This window comes from Spiroplasma chrysopicola DF-1 (assembly GCF_000400935.1).
GTDB lineage: Bacteria > Bacillota_I > Bacilli_A > Mycoplasmatales > Mycoplasmataceae > Spiroplasma > Spiroplasma chrysopicola.
The window spans coordinates 111,026-135,012 of the sequence record NC_021280.1 but is presented as its reverse complement, the minus strand read 5'-3'; the positions used below and the strand labels follow the sequence as shown (position 1 = coordinate 135,012).

The window sequence follows — 23,987 nt, the reverse complement described above, 5'->3', positions numbered from 1 at the left end:
ATTCTAAAGAATTTAGTGGTCTTAAATGTGTGTGGTTTTTACAGAAAAATATAAAAGTTATCTTTACAGATACAGGGCTATTTGTTATAATCATTCTGGGTCTAATAGTTAGCAGGAAAGAAGGAGAAAACAATGGCAAATATTAAGTCACAAATTAAAAGAGTTAAAACTAATGAAAAAGCTAATTTAGCAAATAAATCTTTTAAATCATCAGTTAAGACAGCAATTAAAAAAGCGGAAAAAGCCCTTGTCGAAAATGACGTAAAAGCAAATGAATTAGTAAACGAAGCAATTAGTTTAATTGATAAAGCAGTTACAAAAGGGATTTATCATCAAAATAAAGCTTCAAGACTAAAAAGTAGTTTAATGGTAAAAGCTAACTAGCATTAAAATTAGATTAGTATCAAAAATAAAAAAAAGTTCAAAATTGAACTTTTTTTTATTTTTCTGATGGTGGTTTAAACGGTGAGTTATCATCTTTAAACTCTTCATCAAACAATGTTGGATCCATTTCATATTTTTGTCCACTCATTTTAGCCATTACTGCTTTTTGATATTCTTCATTTGCACGAACTAATTTTTGGCGATCTAAGCGTGGAGCATAAATACATAAAGCTAATGTTAATATAACAGCTACTAATGAAACTGATAAAGCAATAATACTAAAGATTCTTAAAGCCTGATAACGTGCACTACTACGAATTAAACTAATAATTTCATTTAGTAACTTTGGCAAATCTTCAGATGGAAGAATTGCTCCCCCGTTTGCCCCAGTTTTAGGCATCCCTCAACTATTAACTATATTTTCTAAAGTACTTGGAATTAAAAGCGGAACAATTGTTAATGCTGCTCATGCTAATAAAACAGCAGAAAGAACTACTGATAAAATTCGTACAGTATAATTATCACGACGAAATTTTTTTGTTCCTAATAATTCATATCCTAAAAATAATCCTGGTAAAATTGGCATAATAATATTAAATAAAGCTGGTGTTCCTGGCGCGGCACCGAATTTATACATTAGACTAGTTAAAAAATCATATCCTAAGGTTCCAGCTGGCTCTGGTGGTTGCCCAGATCCCCCAATTCAACCTTGTGATTCATTACGTCATATTCAAAATCCATCTTTTGGATAAACTGTAATTGGTAAAAAACTCCCTAAGGCTCATACTAAAACCAATAACGCTGCTGCAAAGATTACAAAACCAGCAACAACTTTTTTTAATAAAAGCATGTGCTTTGGCTTTGTATTATAAGGATAAAAACGTGGATCAAGACGAGGATGAATTGGCATATCAGCCATTTGTTGCATCATTTTACTCATATCCATTTGTGATGGATCAAATTGTGGCATTCCTGCTCCCATTCCAACAAATGGCGCCACTCCTGGTGCTTGATTTGTTTGAACAGTTTGGGCAGAAGGTTGTAGTTGACTGGCACTAATCTCTTTCGCTTTTGCTAATGAATCTTCTTTATTAACAAAATCTGCTGTTTTATCAATTATTTCTGCTGAAATTGTTACTTCTTTTATAATATCATCACGATCAAATTTAAATCTTTGTGTAATATATTGTACAAATTTGGCATGCTTTTCATCTAAATCACTAAATTTTGCATTATCTTTTTTTTCAATTTTTGCTGATTCATTCGTAATATCAGCTAAAACTTGGGCAAAAGCAACAGTGTATTTTTCACCATTTAGATCTGTCTCAAAATCTTTTTCTAAAGTTAACAAATTGCAAATTTCTTGAATAACTAATTGCTTAAATTCCTTATCAATAATTATTTCTGCTTTTAACGTATCGTCCTTAAAGGTATGATACAAGCCATAAACAGTCTGGGCATACAATTTCTTTTCTTTCATTTTTTCACCTCACTAATTTTGATAATAATTGCAAAATAATTAACGATTAATATTAAATAATTTAATAAAATATAAATCACTATCTATTTCTCTGTTAATTATACCTTTTTTAATATTATAATCAATTGAAAATAAATTTAATATTAAATCATTGGCCTTTTTCAAACTGAAATTAGAAAGAATTTCTGATATTTTTTTAACCCGAAATGGGTGAACTTTTAATAAATTTGCAATTTCGGATGGTGTTTTTTTTAACATAGATAAGACAATGATGTCACGGGTTAAAATAACATTATTTGTAATTAAAGCAATCAAGGCAATATCGCTTAATCCTCGTGCCTTTAAATAATGATAATTACTTAAAAAGTTATTTAAATCATTGGCTAATAAATAATTTACAACTTTAAAAATATCTGTATCAAGGTATTTTGTTAAATTATGCTCAATTAATTCTTTGGTAATGTTATTGCTAATTAGTAATAACTTATCAAGTTCATTCTTAATAATATACAAATTATTTGGCAGATATTCAACTAAACTATTAATTAATTGATCGCTAATAGTACCATTGTTTTGCTGAATATAATTAGCAATAAATCTTGTTAATTCATTATACGATAAGTTAATTGCTTTTAAAACACTAGTTAATTCCAACATTTTTTTTGTAATTTTTAACCGATTACTAATATTATTTACTGGGCAAATAAAAATGATAAAGGTATTAGGATTAGGATTTTCTAGATATTCAATTAATTTTGGTAAGTAGTCTTTATTGTCAATTTTTGCCTTAATTTTTTCTTCGGTTAAAAAATAACTATCATTAACTAAAATAATCCGCTTTTCGGCAAACATTGGAATTGTATTAGCATCATTTAAAATGTCTAACAGCGAATCTTCTAAATAACTGTATTCATCAAGACTATATACTTCATTAATATTAATTTTCTTTAAAATTTTTTCTTTTTGCAAATTTATTAAATATGCATCTTCCCCATAGATTAAGAACATGTTATTACCTCTCTTAAGATGTTTTTTATATTATATCCTACTATCTTAAAAATTAATAACCTTGGTTTTGAAATTATCAAAAAATTCTACCTGCACATTTTGCTGACCATTAGTTTCATAATTTTGACAACCAACACTATGAAGATTTTTCAATGTTTCGGGAGCTAAAATTTTCTTATGGGGGCCATCAGAAATAAAACAAATCTTTGGTTTAATTTTTTTTAAAAATGAAATATGTGATGAAGTTTTTGACCCATGATGAGCTACTTGCAAAAAATCGATTTGGGGCAAGGATAAATCTAACATTTTAAGTTCTTCTTCTTTTGTAATATCACCTGTTAATAATAAGTGATAGTGATTAATCGTAGCTAAAACAACCAAGGAATTACTATTTTCGTTTTCCGCCCCAACTGTTTTATGGAGGATTAAGAATCCCAGCGCCCCAAACTTTCAGTAATCTCCAAGTGTTTGATTATCAATTATTTCCCCCAGATAAAAATTAGTTTTTACTTGCGAAAGATTATTATAATGGTCTAAGTGATAGTGAGAAATAAAAACAGCATTAATAAAGTTAATTCCTTGTCATTTCAAATAATCCCGCACAAGATTTTTACTCTTACCAATTTCAACACCAACATCAAATAAAACTGTTTTAAAATTTAACTTATCTGTTATAACAATCGTTTGACCATTACCAACATTAAGCATTGTTAAACTATAGCGTGGACTAGCCATCCAGTTTAAAAAAATTAGGATAATACTAAAAAACAATACTCCTAACATAATAAGTTTTTGAAAATATCCTCAATTTAAATAAGCAATAATTAGTAGCCCATAATAACTTCATACCAATCAAAAATTAAAAGCTCCAGTATGCCATACAACATTAATTTTGAGTAATACTTCCGAAAAATTATTCAACACAAAAAAGAGTCATTGATAAATAATATGTAATGGTTTAATAAAAATAATCATAAAACTAAAAAGATAAGTTAATTCAATAAAGGGTGTTAATATGATTGTGACAAGAATACTAGTGAAATTAATAGCATAATTATAATAAGCCGTTAAAATTCAACTAACAAGAAAAATAATTAAATTGTATATCAAGATTTTTTTGAATAAAACTAAGTGTTGTAATCTTAATTGGATGACTATTAAAACATAGGAAATTACAAAACCAAAAGTAAACCCACTATTTAAAAAAGCATAAGGTTTTAAAGCTAGCACTAGAAGTAATGTCATTGTTCAAATCATTGTTTTACTAATTTTATCCCATGCCAGTTTATTTTTTAAAGTAAACAAAAACATGAAAATTCCAGCTCGTAAACTTGCTAAATTAAAATTTAAAAGATAAATATAAAAAAACACGATCAGAAATGATAATAGAAAAGTATACTTAAAACAAAAAATTTTACAACAAATAGTATTAATAATTCAAAAGAAAAGATTAATATGAAAACCAGAAATAACTAATAAATGGATTATTCCTAATTGCACAAACTTTTCATATAATTCACTAGCCCCTTTTGTTTTCACACCAAAAAAAATCAATTGAATAAAATCAATATTATTTTCATCAGCTAATAAATAGTGTTGAATAATTGCACGTAACCCTTGACTAGCCTTTTGACTAGTAATTTTAGTTAAATTAAACTGCCATGTTATCCCCTGACCTTGTAATCACTTTGCCTGGTTAAATTCATAAATATTAATTGCAGCTTTTATCTTTGTAAAATTTCCATACGCCCAAACATTATCATCTAAATGAAAAGTTTCTTGGGTTGATAAGTAAAAAGTTTGGGTACCATTTTTAATAAAATAATATCCTGCCCCTTGATAAATAATTTTAAAATTAATTTCTTGATTTTTATTTAGGGTAACAGATGAAGATGATCTTAAAATTATTAAATGAATTAAAAAAAGAAAAATAATAATTAAAAGCCAATAAGTTTTTTTACCTGTCAAAAAAATACTTAAACTTAAAAAAGGAATAGGGAAAAAGAATCAATAATTTTGTTTAATAATTGCTAACCCCAGAAAAATTGCAATAAAAACATAATTTAAATAAGATTTTTCTAATTTAATTAGACAATCTTTTAAAAAACACAAAACATTTTTAGCAGCGTAAAATATTTTTTATATCCTCCCTTTAAGTAATCAGCTAAAATTTTTTCATAATTAACCCCCAAGGGCGTAATTAATTTTAAAATATTATTACAAATTATTTCCGGGATATTAACTTGTTCTAAATCTTGTTTTGATAATCCTCGAAGAGGAATTCATCTAATATATTTAGCAATTGGAGTTAATTTAACTGTCATACTTTCAGTAATTTTTTTATCTAAAGTGTTTCCATTAATCTTTTCAAAATTAGCGAACAAAAAATGTTGGTTAATTAAAATTGTTTTAAGATTCTCGCCAAGATTAGAAGGTCCTAAAATAATAGGTTTAGGAATAATTTCTTCATCAATTAACGGTAAATTATATTCATTAAGAAAATTAATTTGATGTTCAATTAAATTAATTTCTTTCGAACTGTTGTTATTTGTTTTACTCATTTTGCTAAAAATAAACCCTCCTAGGGCAACCAACACTACTAAGCCAAAAAGTAAAAAATAAAGTCAACGCTTCTTAATATTCTCACCTCATTAAGTTATCCCAAAATTATCCAGTTTTTCTTTTAAAAAAATAAAAGTTTCGTTAAAAATAACAAAACTTTTATCCTTAATTTTTTCCAGCAATTAAAACATTATAACGATCAACCATATACTGGTCTAACTTTGTTACTGTAAATGGACCATCCGATAGCCTTGGTTTTGAAACGTATTGTCCTTTTTGGTCAATTGTACAATCGCCAGCACTAATTTTTTCATCAGTACATAGTTTTCCAACTGGAACATAGTTTTCTTGGTAATTAATCATTTCCCCTGAATCAGGGTCAACATCATTTTGATAATAACCATAATTTGTTTCAAAATCCATTGTTTGTTGATATGGTGAAGTATAACCTAACTCTTCTGATAAAATATTACTATTTTGAATAATATAATTCATAAATTTATAAGCTAATTCTTCATTGCCAACTGATTTCGATAAAACCATATTATCACTTCAAATGTTTGTTCCTTCAATTTGATTTGCTTTTCCGGTAGGTGTTGCATTTGGGTGCACAATCATAATTTTATTATTGCTTGCTTCTTTGCCACTGGCTGCAAATAATTGATCAGCATAAATTCCATCCCCATTGTACATAAAGGCAAAATCAAATTCTCCATCCCCAACTGCATTAATTAATTCATCGTTCATTAAGGCAACATTATTGTATTTAAATAATGTTTCTAAATCTTGGAAATTTTGATCAACTTGGGCTTTTGTTGTTGGAATTGGACTAAAATAATTTTTTTGATTTGCTAACATAAAAATATTACGATAGTCATTGTTTAATAAGACTTTTTTCTTATTTTGGGCAGCTTTTCATAAAATATCTCATGATAAACCATTTGTTTCAACCTCATCATATTGGACAGTGTTTAAAACATATTGGTCACGCCCATCAACTCATGGTTGTTTAGTTACTCCATATTGTCCTGTTACTGTCGATGGTAACTTTTGATTTAATTCATCAAAGATTGTTTGTAAAAACTGTAAATTACTATCCGTTGGACGAATCAATAATGACACATCACCTCAAAAATAAGGAAGACTATAATTAGCAATTGTATTATTGCTTGTGTTATCCAAATCTTCCATCACACTTACACTATTTTTATTTAAAATACTTAACAGTCCATTATTTAATGAGGCAACATTATTTTTATTTAAACAGTATGCCACTTCCGGATTAGGATTTACCACACATTGTTGATAAAATTCTGGATTTGCTTTTTTAACAACATCAATATCAATATTTTTATCATTAAATAATTTATTACCAATTTGATATCCTGTTATATCTCCATTGAAATTTGAATTTGGTTTAATAATATTAAATTCTTTATTAACAGCATTTAATTTTTCATAATCAATTGGTTTAATTTTATTAGTTTCCGCAAACTTAGCAACCATATAATCACTTGGTACCATTACATCATATCTTGTTGTATATAATTTGTTATCTAACGTTTCATTACTATCATAAACAGTATATTTCACTTTAACATTATATTCTTTTTGAAAATTAGTTAATAGTTCTGGGGTAATATATCCTCCTCAGTTGGCCACAATTAAATCATAGGTATTATTAACAATATAAACCCCTGTTAATAATCCAATTGATCCTACCGTTACCAAAGTTAATGATAACGGTTTTCAGCTTTTCGCAAGTCAACGGAAATTTTTCCGTGATATTTTACTAATGTTTTCTTTTTGCTGTTGGCGTTCAATAAAACTTTCCCGTTTATTTTTAACCCATAAAACAGCGCGTTCATATTTATTTTCCCAACGAATAATTTTTCAGCGTAATACTTCTTTTTGTTTTTCAGTTTTAAAAGTATTACGATTTAGACAATGATATCAACGGGCTAATTTAATTTCATAGCGCATAATATCTTTATCTTTATAAGTTCCTTTTAACATTTCTTTTCGGAATTTTTCATGTTGAAGCTTATACAAATTTCAACCATTTCAACCAATAATAACAAAACCAATAATTGCAATGCAAATAGTTCCAAAGGCATTAATAAATGGTTTAATGCGCTTCATTGTATAAATGAAAGTTGCAACATTAACATCAGCTCCCCCCGTAAAATAAGAAATAATGAAATCATCAAAACTCATTGCAAAAGCAATCGCTGCAGCAGCAATAATTGCTGGTTTTAATACTGGTAAAATTACTTTTCGTAATGTTTGTGATGGCTTTGCACCTAAATCTAACGACGCTTCAATTAATTTTTGATCAATTTTTCGTAAGCGTGGTAGAACTGTCATAATTACAAAAGGAATATCAAATGAAATATGAGCTAAAACTAATGTTAACAAACCAAAATTAGCTCCCATCGCAATAAATAGCATCATTAAAGCAACAGCAGTAATAATATCAGCGTTAATTAAAGGAATATTTGTAATTGACAAGGTCATTTTTTGGGTTACTTTGCGAGCTTTACTTAACCCTAAAGCAGCAAAAGTTCCAATAATCGTTGAAATAATTGTCGCAATAACAGCAACAAAAACTGAGACAATAATACTTTGCAAAAAGGCTTGTTGATGAGCTAGTTCTTTATATCAGCGATCAGAAAAGCCATTAAAAATACTCATACTTTCTCCACTGTTAAACGAAAATAAAATTAAAATCATAATCGGAACATAAATAAAAAGCATTACAATTCCCATGTAAGAAGATTTAAGAAAGTTTTTCATATCGACGCCCCCTTTTTTTTGTTTCAAATTGTTTTGAAATTCAACCAGAAACAACTATTAATAAAAAGACTACTAAGGCTAAAACAACCGAAATGGCAGCTCCTAAACCAAAGTTTCCACCTTTAAAGAAGTATGATTCAATTACCTCAACAATCATACTAATTTGACCATTCCCCATAAATTTAACAATTAGTAATGAAGTTGCCGCTTGTACTAATAATAATGTTCCCCCTGCTAAAATTCCGGGAATTGAATGACGAAAAACAACTTTTCAAAAAGTTTTAAATCAATTTGCTCCTAAATCACGTGACGCTTCAATTAATGATTTATCAATTTTATCTAAGCTATTATAAATTGGTAAAATTACAAAAGGTAAAAAAGCATAAACCATCCCAATGACAATTGAAACCGGTGTCCCTAATAATCCTGGGGCAATTAAATTAAATAATGTTTGTAACCCAATTATTTTTAATAACATGTTAATTCAAATTGGTAGGGTTACTAAAATTCAAATATTTTTTGATAGTAATTTTGAGCGGCAAAAAGCCATTACATAAGCAACTGGGTAGGCAATAATAATTGCGATAATTGCAGCAATGAATGAGTAACCCAAGGCTAATAATAATGAAATAACAAAAGCTTTTTCCGAAAAAAAGTTAACAAAATTCTCAAAGTTTAATGCAAATACTAAATTATTCCCCGTTGGTTGAATAAAAGAATACAGTAAAATTATTAATAACGGAATCAAAATTAGTAGAATCATTAAAACTAAATATGGCCATAACAATGGGTTAAGTCCTTTTTTAAACCACTGACTCTTTTTAACTTGATAAGAAACTGCTAAACTTTTACCGCGAAATCAAGCGGTTGTTTTATGGAATCCATTTTTAATACTGCGATTAACTTTTTTTGTTGTCTTTTTTATTTTTGTTACAAAATTATTTCCTTTTTTATTTTCCATCACAATCCTCCTTTCAATTTAATCATCAATTTCTTTTCACATAACATGAATATCTTCAACATTTCAGTGTAATCCAACTTTTGTCCCCTCTTCAACTATATCTGTTGAATGGATTAAAAATTTACGTTTTGGGCATTGAACAATGATTTCTCAATGGACCCCTTTAAAAATTATTTCTTCAACAACACCAGTAAAAAATCCTTTTGTTGGTGAAACAATATCAATATCTTCTGGACGAATAATTATATCAATTTGATTACTATCTTCACCAAATCCGCGATCCGAACAAACAAATTCTTTATCATCAAAAGCCACTAAATTATCCCGAACAAAAACAGCATTAGCAATAATATTTGATTCACCAATAAATTGGGCGGTTCAAATATTTTCTGGCTCATTATAAATTTCTGTTGGCGTACCAACTTGTTGGATTGCTCCTCCGTTCATTACAATAATACGGTCTGACATACTTAACGCTTCTTCTTGATCATGGGTAACCAATATAAAAGTAATTCCAATTTCTTCTTGTAAGGCTTTTAATTCCCCTTGCATTTTTTTACGTAATTTAACATCTAAAGCTGCCATTGGTTCATCTAACAATAATACTTTTGGACGATTAATTAAAGCTCGAGCTAAGGCAACCCGCTGACGTTGTCCCCCTGATAACTGTTCAACATTCTTATCTTCAAACCCAGCTAATCCAACTAGATTTAAAAACTTTTTAACTTCGCTTTCAATATAATCATATTTTTTCCGTTTAATTTGTAACCCATATGCAATATTATTAAAAACATTTAAATGTGGAAAAAGCGCATAGTTTTGAAAAACAGTGTTAATCTCACGCTTATGAATTGGAGTTTTTAACAAATCTTTTCCTAAAAATAGTAATTCCCCACTATCAGGTTGTTCTAACCCACCAATAATTCTTAACGTTGTTGTTTTGCCGCATCCTGATGGCCCTAATAACGTTACAAATTCTCCTTCTTTAATATTTAAATTAATCCCTTTTAAAACTACTTTCCCTTCATACTGTTTTGAAACATTACGTAGTTCTAAAATATTTTTTTCCATCTTTTTTCCCCCTTAAATTAATCCTTTAAAAAATTGGTGGTGTCGAAATTCATAGAATCTCTGCCACATCATTCGTAACATTCTTTAAATAATGTTGATTATTGCCATATAAATAAAAACTATCCTGTGGATTGGCCCGTTGTGTCCTTGAGCCAGAGATAACTTCAATGTTTCCCTTTAAAACATAACCAAAAATTTCTCCTTCAAATGGTAATAACCGTTGTGATTCCCCATATGGTTTTAATGATAATAAAATTGGTTCTAACTCATTAACATGGGCATTTGGAACAAGTCATTCAATACTATATTGTTCTTGTTCCACAACATAACGATCTTCTGGTTTGTAAACAAACTGGCGATTTTTCTCTTGCTTAAAAAAGTCCCCTAAAGTTGTTCCCAGCACTTCTAAAATATTTTGCAGTGTCTCAATACTTGGGGAAGAAATATCGCGTTCTAATTGACTAATATAACCTTTTGTTAATTCACAGCGATTCGCTAGTTCTTCAATTGTTAAATTATTTTTTTGACGCAATAATTTTAATTTTTCTCCTAACCCCATCTTTTTACTCCTTTGTTTACTAATACTAAACTTTTTGTTTGTAATAAACTTACTTGTTAATTATAAAAAAAAACAAAAAAATATCAATACTTTTCAAAAGATTTTTTTGTTTTTTATAATATTCAAGATAACAACTAATTATGGTGATTTTTATTACTATGTGGAAGATTATTAAACTGTTTCATTAATATGCTAACATTATGATCAAATTTTTTTTGGTTGGCAAATTCACCACTTATATAATTTCCGGTAAAATAAACCAAAATTACTAGTAAAACAGTAATAACTGTTAAACTAACAAATAAAATAATAACTGTTGTTTTTAATATTTCAAGATTAAAGTTAGCAATCGGCATATTTCAGTCAATAATAACACCATTAAAAATCCCAATTTGTTTTAAAGCGGCACTATGAATCCCAAATTGAACAATAAAACCACTAAAAGCGTTAATTGCTGAGAAAAATCCAGTAATTGGTCGATTTTTAACACGTGAGTTTCACATAATAATTAAACTAAATAAAATCCCTAATAATGCTCCCAAAATAAAACCATTTAAGATTTGTAATACTAAATATAATTCTGGTATTTGGATTGTCCCAATTAAAAGAAAATAACCTGCTCAAATTGCAAAAGCTCCAATTAAACTATTTTTAATCCCAACTTTTTTGACTACTAATGGGTAAATAAGAATTGCCCCTAAACCCTGAGCAATTCATCAGATTTGTTGGGAAAAATGTAGAAAACGTTGAATAGCTTCTAATCCAAATCCACGCTTGTTTAAATTCTGAGCAATTATTAGGTTTAGTAAATCACCCTGGCTCAGTTCGCGTAAAATTGCGACACTAAAAATTAATAACAAAATGATCGAAACCTTATTTCATTTAAAAGGGCTAATAACAGTTAAAATCTTTGTATCAAAAACCCCAAGATTTTCTTTTTTTTCTTTAATAAAAAAACTACAACCAAATGAAATTAATAAAACAACTAGCATTACAGAGAAAATTATTAAATGAAAAAATGCATCGTTTGTAATAACTACTTTTAATCCTAAAAAAATACTATTGCCCGTAACACCTGCTAAACCAACTGCTGGTAATACGCTAGCTGATGTTAAAAACGGATTACTTTGTTCCAAAAACTGTTCATTAAAAAATAAAAACCATAATGAATTTGTAGAAATTCCAAAACCAAAAGCCAGGGCAGCAAAAATTAGGGCTCCCAAATTTTTTGGAAAAATTAATAAAATAATAATTGCAACAGCTATCAAAAAATATGAGCAATAGAACCAAATTTTCCGCGATTTTAGTAACCCCGTGATTCAAGAGGCCGGAATAAAAAAGATTGCGGCATAAAATAAACTGCTAATTAATAAAATTAAACCAAGATTAGTAATATCTTTTAAAATATCAAAACTAATAAAATTATAATTTAAGTTTAAAACTATTGATAAAGCTAATCAAAAAGAAAAATGTTGCAAAATAAAAATTCATTGTTGGAATTGATTAACCTTTCTTTTTCCTAAAACAATAAAATATCCTACAACTAAAAAAAGCGAAACAAGAGGAAATAAAATTAAACTATCTCAATTACTCATTTTTATTAATAACCATTATTGTATTTTAACATGTTTTTCAATTGCTTTGGCAACCCCTGATTTTTTATGATGAGCTGTCACATCATTCGCAATTGCTTTTACTTGTTTCTTTGCATTTCCCATTGCAATGCCTAACCCAGCTCATTTTAACATTTCAATATCATTTGAGCCATCTCCCATTGCAATTATTTCTTCTGGGGCAATATTATATTTCTTGGCAATAAATTCTAAAGCATGCTTTTTATCACTTGTCACAGGACAAATTTCCAAATTTAAATTACTTTTTGAAACATACGACCAATCAAAAATATTACATTCAAAATTATTTTCAATTGTTTTACGAAATGAGAAAACATTCGCTTTTTTTCCACTAATAACAAATTTATAAATTTGATCATTAAAATTTTTAACTTGTGAAAAAACTCTTGTTTTACGATGGGTATGAAAACTCATTCATTTAACCATTAAACTATTTTTATTATTGATATATGCTAACTTATCATTTGAAACAGAATATGCTCATAATGACACTTTATCTTTTTTTGCTTGTTCAAAAAAAGTAATAGCTTCTTTTGTTTCAAAATAATTATGCTTAATAATTTTATCATTTTTAACATCATAAATAACTGAGCCATTAAAACTAACAACTGGCATATTATATTCCGCTAGTTTTAATTTTTCAATAACTTTACGCATTGCTCCTAAACTACGTCCTGTTGCAATGACAACTTTAATGTCATTTTCTAACGCTCATTTAATTGTGCGTTGGTTTTTTTTCGAAATTTTATTTCGGCTTTTAACTGTTGTTCCGTCTAAATCTAGGGCAATTAACTTGTATTTTTGCATGACTTTACTCCTTGTTTCTTTCTATCAGTATAACGAAAAAATTATTCAAATGATAGGTATTTTGCTAAATCATGAATTTTATCTAATTGTTCTCACGGTAATTCTTGATGACCACGGCCAAAATGACCATATACCGCTGTTTGACGATAAATTGGTTTGTTTAAGTGTAATTTCATAACCATTTGTTGGGGACGAAAATCAAAATTTTCCTTAATTGCTAAAAGAATTGTGTCATTGGGAATCCGATTAGTGCCAAATGTCTCAACAAAAATTGAGATTGGTTCTGAAATTCCAATTGCATATGATAACTGAATTTCACAACGATCAGCTAACCCGGCGGCAACTATATTTTTGGCGACATAGCGGGCCATATATGCTCCACTACGATCAACTTTTGTTGCATCTTTTCCTGAAAAGGCTCCCCCACCATGACGAGCACTACCTCCATAAGTATCAACAATAATTTTGCGACCAGTTAAACCTGTATCACCTTTTGGCCCACCAATCACAAAACGGCCAGTTGGATTAATTAATACCCGGAAATCTAAATTTAAATGATAATCACTAACTACTGGATTCATAATATTTTTTTGAATATACTTTTTAAAAGCTGTTTCATCAATATCATCATCATGCTGAATTGACATTAATATAGTATCAATCACAGGGTGTTGGGGGTCTGTTAAATCTAATGTTACTTGTGATTTCATATCGGGACGAGCACCAATAAATTCTTTCTTTAGACGTAATTGACTAGCATGACGAACTAAATCATGAGCAATTGAAATTGCTAAAGGCATATAATTAACTGATTCATTTGTGGCATAACCAAACATAATTCCTTGGTCTCCGGCCCCAAAACGATCAACGCCAAGGGAAATATCGGGGGATTGGGTGTTAACTAAAACTTTAATTTCACAAGTATTTCCATCAATTCCTCATTCATCATTATCATAACCTATTTCGGTTAATACTTTCCGAGCTACTTGGGCATAATTAACTGTTGCTGTTGTTGTAATTTCTCCCCCAATTAGTAAAAAATTAGAGGTAATAAAACATTCACATGCTACACGAGCATTTGGGTCTTGACGTAAACATTCATCTAAAATTGCATCTGAAATTTGGTCACAAATTTTATCAGGATGACCAGCTGAAACAGATTCTGAAGTAAACAAAATTTTATTTTTCATATCATTTTCCTTTCCAAAATAAAAACCACATTAAATAATAATGTGGACTAAATATGATTCTTAAGCATTATAATTAGGGGTTTTTCTTTTTCGTAGAATCCAACTAATAAGTCTTATTGATAGCAATCATATCGCCCTGCTAAAAGCACCTTCTAAATATAGGGTTGCTAGTGGATCATCGTTTAGCATACTAACCACTTCAAAATAAGTTTAGTTGTCATAAAACAACAAATTAATTATATCGTAAAATTTATAAAAATATAAAAGTAACTTTAAAATATTTTAATAATTTAAATAAAAAGAATCAGGAAATCCTGATTTGTTATTTAAGATATTGCTCCATTTTTATCATAATTGCCTGTTTATCTTCTTTCCCTAAATTATTTGCAAATAAATATTGATATTCTTCTTTTACAAGTAAAACTTCAACCTTAGGATTTTTAATTTTTGCTAGTTCTTTTTCCTGATAAAATCGATTATTTGTATTTGTAATTAATAATGTTGGGATTTGCAAAGCATTAAATTCTTTTGCTAAATAGGCATTTCTGCGATGAAACCGTAAGATTTGATTTAAATAATAGCGTTTTGGCGATTTTGTCATTGCAGTTAAATATTCTTCGTTGTTTGTGAACACTTTATAATCAATTTTAACATTAATTGTTAAACGACTATTAAAGAAAAAACCTCAGACTAAAGCAATTTTACTTGCAATTGAAAATTTAATTACTTTTTTATTAGTAACTGGATTTAATAAGATTAGTGACTTTATAAAATTATTCTTTTTAATAATTGTTTGTCCTAAAAAACAACAATAACCTTCTAACAATAAAACAATTTTTTTATTTTCATATTTATTGCTTAAGGCTAATAACACATCATTAATATCATTAATTAACATTCCCAAATCTTGAATCTTTGTTCCATCTTTTGCTTGGATTATTCTCTGATCAAATGTAATAACCACCGTGCCTGGCTTTAACTGCTTATTATTAACAAGCGCTTGAAAGTTTTCTTTTTTTCCATAAATATCATGAACTGCTAAAAGGATTGTTTTTGTTTCTGGTGTAATTGTTCCTAGTGTTGCTAACTGATAATGATCACTGGCAATAAATCATTTATCATTAATATATTCTGGCAATTGTAAATCTTGTTCTTTACGTTTTTTGCCAAAAAACAAACGGAATCGTCAAATTAAATAAATTAATATTAGGAAAATTACAACTGCTAAAATGATTTTTCACAGATAGCCATTAATTAATAAGTTTCCCATTAGTGATAATCCTCATCATTATGCAAATGAATTAAAATTCGCTCAATTTTTTCAGCTTTATTATTATCCTCATTAATTGAAATTACAACCCCCGAAAAAATTAAATCAGATAAATCTTCGGAAGGCGTAAAACGTGCTGGCAACCCAGTTTTTTCCTTAGTGATAACTTCTTCTGGTTTTGCCCCAATGATTGAATTAAAACTACCACACATTCCCAAATCAGTAATATAGGCTGTTCCTTTTGGCAAAATGCGATTATCGGTTGTTTGGACATGAGTATGGGTTCCAACTAAAGCGGTAATTTTACCATCAAAACTTCAAGCAAAAGCTAATTTTTCTGCACTAGCTTCGGCATGAAAATCAACTAAGTGAATATCTGAATTATCATTAGCAATAATTTCCTCAAAAATTGGATAAGGATTATCAACATGGTCCATAAAACTACGACCCATTAAATTAGTTATCCGCACTGTTTTATTTTTAACTGATACAACAGTTGTCCCTGGACCAGGAGTATATAGACTCATGTTCGCGGGTTTTAACAAATCCCCAACTTCATCAATATATTTACTAACTTCACTATTCTTAAAAATATGATTACCTGAAGTAAAAATACTAACTCCGATATCTTTTAGTTCATCGTAATGTTGACGTAAAATTGATTTACCATGCGTTACATTTTCCGCATTTGCAACAACTAAATCAATTTGATATTCTTGAATTAACTGCGGTAAAACTTTTGAGACAACTATTCTTCCCGCACGGGCAAAAATATCACCAATCATTAAAACTTTCATTCCTGTTTTCTCCTATTCACTATCAATTGCTTGTAATTCTAAAATTATTTTTTCATATTCTGATATATTTTTAAATTTCTGATATATTTCATCACGTTGTTGCTGTTTTTTTAATAAATGTAAGCGCTTTTCAAATTTATCTAACGCAACTGTAATTTTTAGTAATGAATCATAAACGGCATTACGACTCACACCTTTTTCATCTGCAATTTCACTTAAAGAATAATCATCAAAGAAATATTGCTCAAAATAATTTTGTTGTTTTTCGGTTAATAATTGATGGTATAACTCATACAACATCACTAGGTGATTTGATTTTTCTAAATCTTTCATCTTAACCCTCTTCATCTTCATCTAAAAATAAGTCTTTTGTTAAATTATAAATATATTGTTCAATATCAAACTCTTGTAAATCATCTGGTTGTTCACCTAACCCAATTAATTTTACTGGAATATTTAATTGATCTTTAATGGCCAAAACAACTCCACCTTTAGCTGTCCCATCCATCTTAGTTAAAACAATCCCAGTTATGTCAGTTACCTCTGAAAAAGTTTTTGCTTGTGAAACACCATTTTGACCAGTAACAGCATCAATTACTAATAATGTTTCATGTGGTGCATCAGGAATCGCTCTTTTAATAATTCTGTTAATTTTTTCTAATTCATTCATTAAATTAACTTTATTTTGTAATCTTCCTGCTGTATCAATAATTACAATATCATAATTCTCTGCTTTTGCCTTTGAAATTCCATCAAAAATTACACTAGCTGGATCTTGTCCTACTTTATTGGGAACAACAATCTCCGTCTTTAATCGTTGTGCTCATTGATTTAATTGCTCAACAGCCCCAGCCCGGAACGTATCACCTGCCACCAATAAAACTTTTTTATCTTCTTTCATAAATTGTTGTGTTAATTTTGAAATTGTTGTTGTTTTACCAGCCCCATTAACTCCAACCATTAAAATAACATTTAGCCGATTATCTTTGATATTCAATTTATTTTGTTTACTTTTTGGATCATCATACAAATCCATAATTACTTTCACTAAATAATCATTTGTTTCATCAATGCTTCAACCTTTTTGAACCTTTTTCCGAATTGCATCGGTAATTTGCAAGGTCATATTAATTCCCATATCACTTGTAATTAAAATTTCTTCTAACTCTGCTAAATACTCATCATCATAAGTTTTATATTTACTAGCTAATTTCTTAATATTAGATGAAAAAGATAGCCTTGTTTTTTGTAAGGCCTTTTCTAGTTTTTGTTGTTTTTTTTCTTCGCGACGTTCTTTTAGTTTTTGAAAAAAAGCCATAATTATCATCCTATTCTATTTAATAAAATTATTGTAATTAAATTATAACAATAAAATAGTTGTTAAATTATAATTTAACAACTATTTTAAATAAATCTTTATTTTTAAAAGCATGGTAGGCAGTTAGAACCTCATCCTTATCATAAATCTGACTCACAATTTTGTGGGGGGCAATTTCTTGGTTTTCAATTTTAGCTAATAACTCTGGTAAAGTATAGACATTTAAAATTCCCGTATGAATTGTAATATTTTGATATCATAATTCATTAAGGAAAAATGTAACTGGGTTTTTAAAAACACCAATTGTAACTAATGTCCCATTAAATCCTAATAGTTGTTGCGCTGCTTCAAATGTTCCCCGATCATTGCCAACACATTCAACAACTAAATCATATTTTTTCTGATTAGTTTTGTCTATTGTTGTAAAAGTTTCATAAGCCCCATTTGCTTTAAAAAAATCTAATTTTACTTGGTGGTGGCCATAAATATCAACTTTAACTCTGTTATTTATCAAAAATAAGAATGTTGATAGTCCAATTGGACCATCTCCAATTATTGCTGCTGTTTTAATTTTTGCAAAATCAACTTTTTTAATAACATTTTCATACGCGGTTGGTAAAACATCACTTAGCATTACAACATCTTCTAATGCCAAATTAGTTGGGATTTTAATAACACTATTTTCCCCATATGGGACGCGAACATATTCAGCATGTGTTCCATTTTCTGATGTTCCTAAAATAAAACCCCCGTTTTGACAATTAGCATAATTTTGGTTAGCACAGTCAGAACAATTATTACAATGAATAATACATCCAACAGCAACACGATCACCAATTTTTAATGTTGTAACAGCTGTTCCAACGGCACTAATAACACCAACTGCTTCGTGACCCATAATTGTATTTGCTTTAACACTATCATCTTCACCAAGATATGGACGATAATCAGCATGTGAAAAAGTAAATCCTTCTACTTTAACAATAATATCGGTCGGATTAATAATCTCTGGGTTAGCAAATTCTGCTCATTCAATTTCCCCTTTTTTGCGATAAACTAATGCTTTCATTTTTTTAAAACTTTCCTTTCATTTAATAATTTGTGCTTTTATCATAGCATAAATTAGCAAAAGAAAAAAAGGAAATTAACATTTGTTAAAAAGTTAATGTTCCTTTCTCAATTTTTTCTTTTATTTCTAAATCAATTAAATCAGAAAATAATTTTTGGCGGGGCATTTTAATACTAAAATACTGGCGAGCATTTTTGCGAATTTGTTCTTGCTTTTCAAAAGAAATATTTTTAAATACTCAGGCATCAGTACAAAATGCTAAATTATTAAACATCACAACTTCGGCGGCATAGTTTTCAGCCACTAAAACACAATCAGTTTTATTGGTTTGGTCAAAGGGTACTAAAAATTCTTCTTCTAATTCTTCAATCATTTCAATTGAAGGATCATTTGCTGCCCCTATTGCAATTTTAATTTCCTTTGCGGCATTATACTTTTCATATAAACTGTAGTTAATAATTTTAATCGTTGTATTAATGTAACTGATCATATCAATTAAATAATCTAATTGTCCTTCATCACTATATAAAGCTAAATAAATATCTTGATGACGTTTAAACCCAACTAATTTATCTGATTCTTGCAAAGCATTAGTAATAATTTCATCGATACTTTCAAAAATTCACGCATCTTCTGGCTGATTATAAAACTTTTTTAACTCTTTGCAATTAATTAAACGAACAACAATTGAAGAAAATGATTGCTCTGGATTTTCACGAACATAAAAAGATGGTAATTCAATATTAGATAATGCTACCCGGTTGCGATACTCATCTAATTTATCTTTACTATAAACATATTCTTTTAAAATTTCTATTGTTTGATCTGGATTCCAATGCATTAAGACTATCTCCTAAAACTTCTCTTATATATTATACTATATTACGAAGGTTAAATAAATCCTTTATTTATAATTATTAAAGAATTATCGTGCCCGCGTTTTATTTTGTTGTAAACGATAGCGTTCATTATCACGTTCTTTAATTGCTTCGCGTTTATCATATAATTTTTTCCCACGAGCTAAACCAATTTCAACTTTGACATAATTATGTTTAAAATATAATTTCAATGGGATAATAGTTAGTTTTTCTAATTTTACTTTTTGCATAATCTTTTTAATTTCACGACGATGCAATAATAATTTACGGGTGCGATCAGTATCAGGGACATAAGCAGTAGTGAATTTATATTTTGCAATAATCATATTAATGATATATGCTTCATTTTTTTTAAGAATAACAAAGGCTTCATTAATTGATACTTCATTATTACGAATTGATTTAATTTCACTACCTGTTAAAACAATACCAGCTTCAAATGTTTCAAAGATTTCATAATTAAAACGAGCTTTTTTATTGATAGTAATAATATGCATCTTAATTCCCTCCTTTTATTTTCCACGTACTAGTTCAAAATCAATTTGGCGTAATTTTTTATTAGCATTTTTAACTTTAATCTTTAATTTTTGCCCCAAAAAATATTCTTTCCGAGTATGTTCACCAATTAACTTTAAAGTTCTTTCATCAAAATGATAATAATCTCCTTTTAAATCACGAATATGAACTAACCCTTCAATTGTATTTTCCAATTCAACAAAGATTCCAAACCCGGTAACCCCCGAAATAATCCCCCAATAATGATTACCAATTTTATCCTCCATATATTCAGCTTCTTTCATCTTATTCACTTCGCGTTCACAATCCATCGCTTTTTGCTCACAAATTGTTGATTGTTCACTTGCAAAACTAACAGTTTTACGTGTATCTTCAAGAATCTTTACCCCAACTTGATTGTGTAATAAATATTGTTTTAATAAGCGGTGAACTAGTAAATCGGGATAACGGCGAATTGGAGAGGTAAAATGAGTATAACAAGTTGAGGCTAGTCCAAAGTGGCCATCGTTAACTGGACTATAACGTGCCTTCTCCATACTTCTTAAAAATAGGGCAGATAAAACTTTAAAATTATCATAGTTCTTTAATTTTTCGAGAATTGTCTGAATATCCTTTGCATGAATATTTTCCAATTTTCCTTTAATATTTAAACCTAATAATGATAATTGTTCATATAAGTCCCGTAGTTTTTTTTCTTTTGGCTGTTGATGGACACGATAAATAAATGGTAAATCCATTCAAAAAATTGTTTCCGCTACTGTTTCATTTGCCCGAATCATAAAACTTTCAATTAACTTTTCAGCCTCACCACGTTCACGGGGAACAATCGCCTCAATTTTACCACTTTGATTTGTAATAAATTTTGGTTCATCTAAATCAAAATCAAGCGCTCCATCGCTATGTTTTCGACGGGCTAAAACTTGGTATAATTCGCGTGCCATTTTTAGCATCTCTTGCACTTCCGAACTAATTTCTCCTGGTTGATCATTAAAAAACTTATTAACATTATTATAAGTTAAACGAGCTTTTGTTTTAATATACCCTTCATAAATTTCCGAATTTAAAACTTTCCCTTCTCGTGAAATTTCCATTTCGCAACACATTACTAATCTAATTTCATTAGGATTTAATGAACAAACCCCGTTACTTAATTTTTCTGGCAGCATTGGGACAACTCGATCAATTAAATAAACTGAGCAACCACGGCTTAAAGCCTCTTGGTCCAGCATTTTATTTTCTTTAACATAATGGGCAACATCAGCAATTGCTACTTTTAAGACATAAGTATTATTTGCGGTTTTAATAACGCTAATAGCATCATCTAGGTCTTTCGCATCATCACCATCAATTGTAACAATAATATCTTTGGTTAAATCACGACGACGAGTTAATTCTTCTGGAGCAGCTAGAAAACTTGCAACATGATTAGCTTCTTCTAATACTTGTGGTTCAAAATGCGTTTTAATATTAAATTCATAAAGAACAGCTAAAATATCAACTCCTGGCTGATTTAAATTTCCAATAATTTCTGTTACTTTAACCTCAATAATATTTTTTTTTGGATTAAAATTAGTAATAAACCCTTTGACAATTTCATTTTCCGAATATTGTTCAGGATTAGTAATTAGACCACAATATTGTTGTAATTTAACATTTAAAATTTCTAAGGTCTGATGGTTTTCTTTATTTTTACGAATCACCCCAACAACATATTCTGTTTTTCGCTTAATTACTTTAACAATTTCTGCCTCAATTTTTTTACTTTTATCAAGGTTATTATTCTTTTTTAAACGAAAAATAACTTCATCATTATCTAAAGCATCTTTTAAATCTTTTTGGCCAACATAATATTCTTCTTGTTGATTATTAATCCGTACAAAACCAAAACCTTTTTTATTAATTAAAACAACACCTGTCAAATATATTTGCGGGTCTAAATAAGAAAAACTGTTATTATTATTAACTAAAATAAGATGTTCATTCTCCATCTCAACTAATGTTTTTAATAACATTTTTGTATCATCAATATTATTTAATTGTAAAATCTGTGCAATCTCAATTGAACTTAAAGCTTTCTTTTGTTCTTTTAAAACGGTAATAATTTTTTCTTTCATTTTTAGCCAGCGCCCTCCCGCAAAGTAAAAAAGAGACTAGGTAATCTCTTTGCAAATATTCTTTCAACTTATTTTAATAAAATATGCGTTAGTAGCGCAATAATTAAGGTAACTACAAATAAAGAAATTCCAAAGCTTAACATAAAAATTGACAGTGTTCGATCTAGCCCTCTTTCTTTTGTGTTAGCAAATAATTCATCATTACCCCCATTTAAGGCGCTAAGACCTGTTTGGGCTTTTTTATTTTGCAATAATCCAATTACAATCATTATAATTGAAATAATTAAAGCAATAATTTCAAAGACATAGATTGTAATATTGGCAACTTCACGATCAGCAACGGCTAGGAACATTTGAGTACTAAAATTCATTGTAATTATCCTTTCTTTATCAAATACTATAATAATATTACTATAAATTTTAAATAAAAAATACTAAATCACGAAACTTTTCCGAAACTATTAAGAATCCTTTAATCTTGATTAATAATTTCTTTTGTGACATAATCACTTGTAAAGCAACTCAAAATTGCTAAATAATCTAAATCAAATTCAACAATATCACCAACTTTTAAGTCACTATTACAATTTGTTAAATCAAGAATAGTATGATCACTTGATTGACCAATAACTTGAATGCTTTTATCAATCGGCACTAAGTGTTCAAAACCAACATCCTGACGCCCTAAAGCAATAATAGCCTTTTTACGAATCCCTATATCTTCAAACTGAATTTCTTCCCCAAAAGCATTCAAACCTTTTTTCCCTCAGCTAGCACTTGGTTTTTGTTGTAATTCAATAATTTCAGCTTGTAATTTAAAATTATTTTGTTGTAAAAATGGCAATGGTTCATCATTTAATCCTATACCACATAATAATGCTGAGCCAATACGAATTTGGTTAATCCCTTTTGGCATTTTTAAATCATCTCAAATTGAAATATGCGAAGAATTCCCACAACTAATAATTGGCAATTTAATTTTAAATTGTTCTTCTAATGTTTTTCGTAGTTCATCTAATTTTTGCAGTTTACTTAATTCTGGGACTGTTGCTCCAAAGCAAGCAAAATTAGTTCCTAATCCAACTAATTTAACTTTTTCAAATTGGCTTACTCTTGCTACTGTTTGATTAATAACCGCTAAATCTCAAATTCCTTCGCGAATATCACCCAATTCAATCATTAAAATTACCTCATAATTTTTATTCTGCTGTTTTGCTGCTTGTTCTAATAATTCTAATGTTGATAATTCAGAAATTAAACAAATATTTGAATATTGAATAACATCATCAACTTCACTATGCATTGGAATCCTTAGCAACATTTTTTTGGCATTAATATTTACCATTTTCTTTAAATTAACAATTCGCGAATCGCCTAAATAATTCAAATCATTATTAACTAAAAAATTAATAACATCTAAATTACCTGCCACTAACTTTACAACCCCAACTAAATCAAGATTACGACTTTGACACTCATACTGTAATTTTTTTAAATTACTAACAATATTTTTTTGATTAACAGTTATTTTTGGATACATTCTTTTTTCCCTCTCTCAACATTACTATTTTAA

At 28.6% G+C, this 23,987-nt stretch carries 22 protein-coding genes; 1 reads left to right on the top strand and 21 read right to left on the bottom strand.

What is annotated here, in order from left to right:
* The first annotated feature begins 132 nt into the window (after positions 1–132).
* Positions 133–384, top strand: coding sequence for a 30S ribosomal protein S20 (gene rpsT / locus SCHRY_RS00585; protein WP_016338529.1), 252 nt, complete (start codon positions 133–135; stop codon positions 382–384).
* 55 nt (positions 385–439) lie between these two features.
* Here rpsT and SCHRY_RS00580 read toward each other — a convergent pair whose 3' ends face one another.
* From SCHRY_RS00580 to SCHRY_RS00480, 21 genes are all read right to left on the bottom strand, one after another.
* Positions 440–1,864, bottom strand: a complete 1,425-nt coding sequence (locus SCHRY_RS00580; RefSeq protein ID WP_016338528.1) for a hypothetical protein — start codon at positions 1,862–1,864, stop codon at positions 440–442.
* A 39-nt stretch (positions 1,865–1,903) separates the two neighbouring features.
* Positions 1,904–2,872, bottom strand: coding sequence for a DNA polymerase III subunit delta (gene holA, locus SCHRY_RS00575; protein ID WP_016338527.1), 969 nt, complete (start codon positions 2,870–2,872; stop codon positions 1,904–1,906).
* A gap of 45 nt (positions 2,873–2,917) precedes the next feature.
* Positions 2,918–4,840, bottom strand: coding sequence for a ComEC/Rec2 family competence protein (locus SCHRY_RS00570; protein WP_236607993.1), 1,923 nt, complete (start codon positions 4,838–4,840; stop codon positions 2,918–2,920).
* Between the two features lie 131 nt (positions 4,841–4,971).
* Positions 4,972–5,433, bottom strand: coding sequence for a hypothetical protein (locus SCHRY_RS00565; protein ID WP_016338525.1), 462 nt, complete (start codon positions 5,431–5,433; stop codon positions 4,972–4,974).
* 166 nt (positions 5,434–5,599) lie between these two features.
* Positions 5,600–8,230, bottom strand: coding sequence for an extracellular solute-binding protein (locus tag SCHRY_RS00560; RefSeq protein WP_016338524.1), 2,631 nt, complete (start codon positions 8,228–8,230; stop codon positions 5,600–5,602).
* A complete protein-coding gene (gene potB, locus SCHRY_RS00555; RefSeq protein ID WP_016338523.1) occupies positions 8,214–9,191 on the bottom strand; it encodes a spermidine/putrescine ABC transporter permease in 978 nt (325 codons plus the stop codon). Before potB ends, SCHRY_RS00560 begins: the two co-directional genes overlap by 17 nt.
* Before the next feature lie 18 nt (positions 9,192–9,209).
* Positions 9,210–10,262, bottom strand: coding sequence for a spermidine/putrescine ABC transporter ATP-binding protein (gene potA, locus SCHRY_RS00550; RefSeq protein ID WP_016338522.1), 1,053 nt, complete (start codon positions 10,260–10,262; stop codon positions 9,210–9,212).
* 25 nt (positions 10,263–10,287) lie between these two features.
* Positions 10,288–10,821, bottom strand: coding sequence for a helix-turn-helix domain-containing protein (locus SCHRY_RS00545; protein ID WP_016338521.1), 534 nt, complete (start codon positions 10,819–10,821; stop codon positions 10,288–10,290).
* 134 nt (positions 10,822–10,955) lie between these two features.
* Positions 10,956–12,416, bottom strand: a complete 1,461-nt coding sequence (locus SCHRY_RS00540) for an MFS transporter (protein WP_016338520.1) — start codon at positions 12,414–12,416, stop codon at positions 10,956–10,958.
* Between the two features lie 15 nt (positions 12,417–12,431).
* Positions 12,432–13,262: a Cof-type HAD-IIB family hydrolase gene (locus tag SCHRY_RS00535; protein ID WP_016338519.1), complete on the bottom strand. Its 831-nt coding sequence runs from the start codon at positions 13,260–13,262 to the stop codon at positions 12,432–12,434.
* Between the two features lie 41 nt (positions 13,263–13,303).
* A complete protein-coding gene (gene metK, locus SCHRY_RS00530; protein WP_016338518.1) occupies positions 13,304–14,452 on the bottom strand; it encodes a methionine adenosyltransferase in 1,149 nt (382 codons plus the stop codon).
* A 322-nt stretch (positions 14,453–14,774) separates the two neighbouring features.
* Entirely contained in the window at positions 14,775–15,722 is a 948-nt protein-coding gene (locus tag SCHRY_RS00525) for a hypothetical protein (protein WP_016338517.1), read from the bottom strand.
* Positions 15,722–16,519, bottom strand: a complete 798-nt coding sequence (locus tag SCHRY_RS00520) for a TIGR00282 family metallophosphoesterase (protein WP_016338516.1) — start codon at positions 16,517–16,519, stop codon at positions 15,722–15,724. Before SCHRY_RS00520 ends, SCHRY_RS00525 begins: the two co-directional genes overlap by 1 nt.
* Before the next feature lie 12 nt (positions 16,520–16,531).
* Positions 16,532–16,852: a YlxM family DNA-binding protein gene (ylxM, locus tag SCHRY_RS00515; protein WP_016338515.1), complete on the bottom strand. Its 321-nt coding sequence runs from the start codon at positions 16,850–16,852 to the stop codon at positions 16,532–16,534.
* A gap of 1 nt (position 16,853) precedes the next feature.
* On the bottom strand, positions 16,854–17,837 hold the full coding sequence (ftsY, locus tag SCHRY_RS00510; RefSeq protein ID WP_016338514.1) for a signal recognition particle-docking protein FtsY: 984 nt from the start codon (positions 17,835–17,837) through the stop codon (positions 16,854–16,856).
* A 67-nt stretch (positions 17,838–17,904) separates the two neighbouring features.
* Positions 17,905–18,906: an alcohol dehydrogenase catalytic domain-containing protein gene (locus SCHRY_RS00505; protein ID WP_016338513.1), complete on the bottom strand. Its 1,002-nt coding sequence runs from the start codon at positions 18,904–18,906 to the stop codon at positions 17,905–17,907.
* Positions 18,907–18,991: 85 nt separating this feature from the next.
* Complete coding sequence (locus SCHRY_RS00500; protein WP_016338512.1) at positions 18,992–19,747, bottom strand: hypothetical protein; 756 nt, start codon at positions 19,745–19,747, stop codon at positions 18,992–18,994.
* 84 nt (positions 19,748–19,831) lie between these two features.
* A complete protein-coding gene (gene smpB / locus SCHRY_RS00495) occupies positions 19,832–20,281 on the bottom strand; it encodes an SsrA-binding protein SmpB (protein ID WP_016338511.1) in 450 nt (149 codons plus the stop codon).
* Between the two features lie 15 nt (positions 20,282–20,296).
* Positions 20,297–22,414, bottom strand: coding sequence for a ribonuclease R (gene rnr / locus SCHRY_RS00490; RefSeq protein ID WP_016338510.1), 2,118 nt, complete (start codon positions 22,412–22,414; stop codon positions 20,297–20,299).
* A 68-nt stretch (positions 22,415–22,482) separates the two neighbouring features.
* Complete coding sequence (secG, locus tag SCHRY_RS00485; protein WP_016338509.1) at positions 22,483–22,785, bottom strand: preprotein translocase subunit SecG; 303 nt, start codon at positions 22,783–22,785, stop codon at positions 22,483–22,485.
* A gap of 101 nt (positions 22,786–22,886) precedes the next feature.
* Positions 22,887–23,954, bottom strand: coding sequence for an alanine racemase (locus SCHRY_RS00480; RefSeq protein ID WP_016338508.1), 1,068 nt, complete (start codon positions 23,952–23,954; stop codon positions 22,887–22,889).
* Positions 23,955–23,987 lie beyond the last annotated feature (33 nt).